This is a genomic window from Pseudoflavonifractor phocaeensis (genome assembly GCF_016901735.1).
GTDB lineage: Bacteria > Bacillota > Clostridia > Oscillospirales > Oscillospiraceae > Pseudoflavonifractor_A.
The window spans coordinates 1-4,805 of the sequence record NZ_JACLZC010000109.1; the positions used below are offsets into that span (position 1 = coordinate 1).

The 4,805-nt window shown below is 61.7% G+C and carries 5 protein-coding genes; 2 read left to right on the top strand and 3 right to left on the bottom strand.

The features are described 5' to 3' along the window. Positions 1-139 precede the first annotated feature (139 nt). Together H7U37_RS14345 and H7U37_RS14350 are read right to left on the bottom strand one after the other, a co-directional pair. A complete protein-coding gene (locus tag H7U37_RS14345; protein WP_204876770.1) occupies positions 140-1,408 on the bottom strand; it encodes a phosphoglycerate kinase in 1,269 nt (422 codons plus the stop codon). A 90-nt stretch (positions 1,409-1,498) separates the two neighbouring features. Continuing rightward, complete coding sequence (locus H7U37_RS14350; RefSeq protein ID WP_204876772.1) at positions 1,499-1,984, bottom strand: tRNA (cytidine(34)-2'-O)-methyltransferase; 486 nt, start codon at positions 1,982-1,984, stop codon at positions 1,499-1,501. A 377-nt stretch (positions 1,985-2,361) separates the two neighbouring features. Here H7U37_RS14350 and proB point away from each other — a divergent pair, with 377 nt between their 5' ends. Together proB and H7U37_RS14360 are read left to right on the top strand one after the other, a co-directional pair. Then, positions 2,362-3,180 carry a glutamate 5-kinase gene (gene proB / locus H7U37_RS14355; protein ID WP_243413496.1) on the top strand — a complete coding sequence of 273 codons (819 nt, stop codon included), beginning with the start codon at positions 2,362-2,364 and terminating at the stop codon, positions 3,178-3,180. Positions 3,181-3,363: 183 nt separating this feature from the next. Then, a complete protein-coding gene (locus tag H7U37_RS14360; RefSeq protein ID WP_204876774.1) occupies positions 3,364-4,611 on the top strand; it encodes a glutamate-5-semialdehyde dehydrogenase in 1,248 nt (415 codons plus the stop codon). On the opposite strand, the gene H7U37_RS14365 is transcribed toward H7U37_RS14360, so the two are convergent. Next, on the bottom strand, positions 4,599-4,805 hold a 207-nt coding region (locus H7U37_RS14365), incomplete at its 5' end, for a hypothetical protein (RefSeq protein ID WP_204876776.1). The two genes, H7U37_RS14360 and H7U37_RS14365, sit on opposite strands and share 13 nt — an antisense overlap.

The window sequence follows — 4,805 nt, forward strand, 5'->3', positions numbered from 1 at the left end:
CTTCTTCTGTCACGCTCCGCGCCCTCCGCGGACGGCGTCTAAGCCCTGCGACTGCGCAGTTGCCCTGCGGTCCCGGTGGGACCTCCGGACCCCTGCTCCGCTTCGGTCTTAGCCGCCTGCTCCGGGTGCTCCGCGCTTCTTACGCGTCCAGCAGGCAAGCCACGCCGGGCAGCTCCTTGCCTTCCATGAACTCCAGGGAAGCGCCGCCACCGGTGGAGATGTGGGTCATCTTGTCGGCGTAGCCCAGCTGCTGCACGGCAGCCGCGCTGTCGCCACCGCCAATGATGGTGATGGCGCTGGTCTGGCTCAGGGCCTCGGCCACAGCCTCGGTGCCCTTAGCGAAGGCGGGGAACTCGAACACGCCCATGGGGCCGTTCCAGATCACGGTGCCGGCGTCCTTCACGGCGTCGCAGTACAGCTTGATGGTCTCGGGACCGATATCCAAGCCCTGCCAGCCGTCGGGAATCTCGCCGTTCTTGACGACCTTGCTCTCGGCGTCAGCGGCGAAAGCGTTGGCAACCACAGTGTCCACGGGCAGGAGGAGCTTGACGCCCTTCTCAGCAGCCTTCTTCACCATGTCGTTGGCGTAATCCTGCCAATCGGCCTCCAGCAGGCTGTCGCCCACCTTGCCGCCCTGAGCAGCGGAGAAGGTGTAGGCCATGCCGCCGCCGATGATGATGGTGTCGGCGATCTCCAGCAGGTTGTTGATGACGCCGATCTTGGAGGACACCTTGGAGCCGCCCAGGATGGCCACCAGGGGACGCTTGGGATTGGCCAGAGCGCCGCCGATGATCTCCAGCTCCTTCTGGATCAGGAAGCCGGACACGGCGGGCAGGTAATCGGCCACGCCGGCGGTGGAGGCGTGGGCGCGATGCACGGCGCCGAAGGCGTCGGACACATAGACCTCGGCCATGGAAGCCATGGCCTTGGCCAGCTCGGGATTGTTCTTGGTCTCGCCCTTCTCAAAGCGGGTGTTCTCCAGGAGCATGATCTGACCGGGCTGCAGCGCGGCGGCCTTGGCCTTGGCGTCCTCGCCCACCACGTCGGCGGCCATGATGACCTCCTTGCCCAGCAGCTCGCTCAGGCGGACCGCCACAGGAGCCAGGGACAGCTTCTTCAGGGACTTCTTCCACTCCTCCTCGGTGATGGAGGCGGGATCCTTGCCCTTCTCGGCCTGCTTCTTCACATAGGAATCGAAGGTGGCCACAGGCTTGCCCAGGTGGGAGCAGGCGATGACGGCAGCGCCCTGATCCAGCAGGTACTGGATGGTGGGCAGCGCGGCGCGGATGCGCTTGTCATCGGTGATGGCGCCGGTAGACTTGTCCTGGGGGACGTTGAAGTCGCAGCGCAGCAGGACCTTCTTGCCCTTGACGTCGATGTCCTTGACGGTCTTTTTGTTGTAGTTCATGTTTGATTGGCTCCTTTCTTTTGATGCAGAGAACGGAGGTGGACTTTGGGATGCAGGCTGGATCAGACTGACACGCACCCGCCGGAGCGGTCAGCGCGGCTCCATCCCGCCGCACAGCGACAGACCCGGAAACTCCCACTGGCGCAGGGCTTCATAGGCCAGTACGGCGACGGAATTGGCCAGGTTGAGACAGCGTGCCTCTTCGCGGATGGGAATCCGGATACAGCGATCGGCGTGGGCCAGACGGAAGTCCTCGGGCAGGCCGGTGCTCTCCTTGCCGAAGAAGAGCCAGCAGTTATCCCGAAAGACCGCCTGGGTATAAGGCCGCGGCGCCTTGGCGGTGGCCAGCCACAGATCCTGTGCGCCGGTCTGACGGAAGAACTCCGGCAAACTGGGGTAGACGTGCAGATCTACCATAGGCCAATAGTCCAAACCCGCCCGTTTTACCGCCTTATCGCTGATATCGAAGCCCAACGGCTCGATCAGATGGAGCCGGCTGCGGGTGGCGGCGCAGGTGCGTGCAATATTGCCGGTATTCATGTGGATCTCCGGCTCCACCAGCACGATGTTCAGCATAGTTCCCGCCCCTTCCCTCATACAGCCGGTCCCGGATCGGACCGACGGCTCATCCCCGTTTGTTTCCTAAAGTCAAAAAGAACGGAAACGAAACTTTTTGACTGGCGGAATCCGACGGGAACGAGGATTTCTCATCCATGACGGTGCATATTGTACTCCAAATGTGAGAAGATTTCAATAAGAAAAAGCACGAAATCACCAGTTTCTACACAACTTTTACTGTATCTCTCCCTAAAATTCCGAGACTGACAAGTTTACTCTTCCTACTAAAGGTATTTTATGCTATACTTACTTTATCCATTTGCACCAGCAGTGCACTGGCGCGCAAGGGAAGTTTTCGTGCAAAGTATCTCATCCGGTTGGGAGCGTGAAGAATTTTGGAGCAGGAAGAACGGCCGCTGCGGCTGGTGGTCAAGGTAGGCACCTCCACCCTGACCCAGTCCAGCGGCAGTCTGAATTTATATAATATGGATCATCTGGCCCGGGTACTGGCCGATCTGCGGGGCAAGGGCCACGAGGTGGTGCTGGTGTCGTCGGGCGCCATCGGCATCGGCACCAAGAAGCTGCGCCTGGAGGCGCGGCCCACCGAGCTGCGGATGAAGCAGGCCACGGCGGCGGTGGGACAGTGCATGATGATGCACATTTACGATAAGCTCTTTTCCGAGTATAACCGGACGGTGGCTCAGATCCTCCTGTCTGGCGAGGATGTGGACGCGCCGGTCCGGTCGGCCCATCTGCGCAACACCTTTGAAGCCCTGCTGGAGCTGGGGGTCATCCCGGTGGTCAACGAAAACGACTCGGTGTCCTCGGCGGAGATCGAGACGGGCAAGTGCAAGGTGCTGGGCGACAACGATACCCTGTCGGCCATGGTGGCCCGACTGTGCCATGCCGATCTGCTGGTCCTCCTCAGCGACATTGACGGCCTCTATGACGCCGACCCGCGGACCCATCCGGAGGCCAGGCTCATCCATCAGGTGACCGACATTACGCCGGAGCTGCGGGCGATGGCCGGCGGCGCGGGCACCTGGCGCGGCACCGGCGGCATGGCCACCAAGCTCAACGCCGCCCAGCTGGCCATGGACGCCGGCATCGACATGGTCATCGCCAACGGCAAGAATATGGAAGCCCTGTACGGCATCGTGGACGGCCAGGACATCGGAACAAGATTCAGAGGCAAGATAAGAGATAAAAGATAAAAGAGAAGAGATAGGGCGGCCCGGCAGTATTTTTGCCCTGTACGTCTGATTCGAAAGCTTTTTTGTTTTTCTTTTTACATCGTCTCGTGTCAGCGCGGAAAGGAGCCGGTTTACCGCCGCATTTCTCTATCTTTTATCTCTTATCTCCTAATCTCTTATCTCAACATCGGGGGTGTTGGAAGTATGACACAGCTGGAAAAACAGGGCATGGCGGCCAAGCAGGCCAGCCGGGTGCTGGCCATCGCGGGCAGCGCGAAGAAGGACGCCGCCCTTGCCGCCATCGCCGCGGCTCTGGAAGCGCGAAAGGACGAGATTCTGGCGGCCAATGCCGTGGATATGGCGGCGGCAAAGGAAGCGGGGATGCGTCCCTCCTTGCAGGACCGGCTGGCGCTGGACGAGGGGAGAATTGCCGGCATCGTGGACGGCGTGCGTCAGGTGGCGGCTCTGCCCGACCCCATCGGCGCCGTGACCAAGATGTATAACCGGCCCAACGGGCTGACCATCGGCAAGCGCCGGGTCCCCCTGGGGGTTATCGGCATTATCTACGAGGCCCGTCCCAACGTGACGGTGGACGCCGCCGCCCTCTGTCTCAAGGCGGGCAACGCGGTGATCCTTCGGGGCGGCAAGGAGGCCTTCCACTCCAGCCAGGCCATGACGGCCATCATGCGGGACGCCCTGGAGGAAGCGGGACTGCCCGCCGACTGCATCGCCCTGGTACAGGACACCACCCGGCAGAGCGCCACCGAGCTCATGGCCCTCACCGACTATCTGGATGTGCTCATCCCCAGAGGCGGCGCGGGACTCATCCGCAGCGTGGTGGAAAACGCCAAGGTGCCGGTCATCCAGACGGGCACCGGCGTGTGTCACGTCTATGTGGATGAAAAGGCCGATCTGGACATGGGCGCCAATATCATCTATAACGCCAAGACTTCCAGGCCGTCGGTGTGCAACGCCGCCGAGTGCCTGCTGGTCCACGCCGGCGTGGCGGACGCCTTCCTGCCCAAGGCCAAGGCGCTGCTGGATCAAAAGCAGGTGGAGCTGCGGGGCTGCCCCCGTGCCCAGGCCATTTTGGGAGACTGCGTGGTCCCGGCCCAGGAGGCCGACTGGGACACCGAGTACGGCGACTATATTCTGGCGGTCAAGGTGGTGGACAGCGCCCAGGAGGCCATTGACTTCATCAACGACCACGGCACCGGCCATTCCGAGGCCATTGTCACCCAGGACTATTCCGCCGCCCAGCACTTCCTGGACGCGGTGGACGCGGCGGCGGTCTATGTCAACGCCTCCACCCGCTTTACCGACGGCGGCGAGTTCGGGCTGGGCGCCGAGATCGGCATTTCCACCCAAAAGATGCACGCCCGCGGTCCCATGGGGGTGGAGGAACTGACCTCCAGCAAGTACATCATCTACGGCTCCGGTCAGATCCGCTGACCGACCGCATAACAAAACGCCAGCCCCGGACCACTGGTCCGGGGCTCGGCTTGTCGAAAAAGCCTGTTGACTCCTATCAAAATGAAAGTATCCTGCGGGAAAGATGCAAATTGCCGCAGAATCGTTTTTCGATTCCCAACGGGAACGGCCCTGCGCGGGCGGCGCAAAATGAAAGCTTTCTTTGCCTCCTTTCT

Coding starts and splice junctions, on each gene's coding strand:
- H7U37_RS14345 (WP_204876770.1), bottom strand. CDS start 1,408: ATGAACTACAACAAAAAGACCGTCAAGGACATCGACGTCAAGGGCAAG.
- H7U37_RS14350 (WP_204876772.1), bottom strand. CDS start 1,984: ATGCTGAACATCGTGCTGGTGGAGCCGGAGATCCACATGAATACCGGC.
- H7U37_RS14360 (WP_204876774.1), top strand. CDS start 3,364: ATGACACAGCTGGAAAAACAGGGCATGGCGGCCAAGCAGGCCAGCCGG.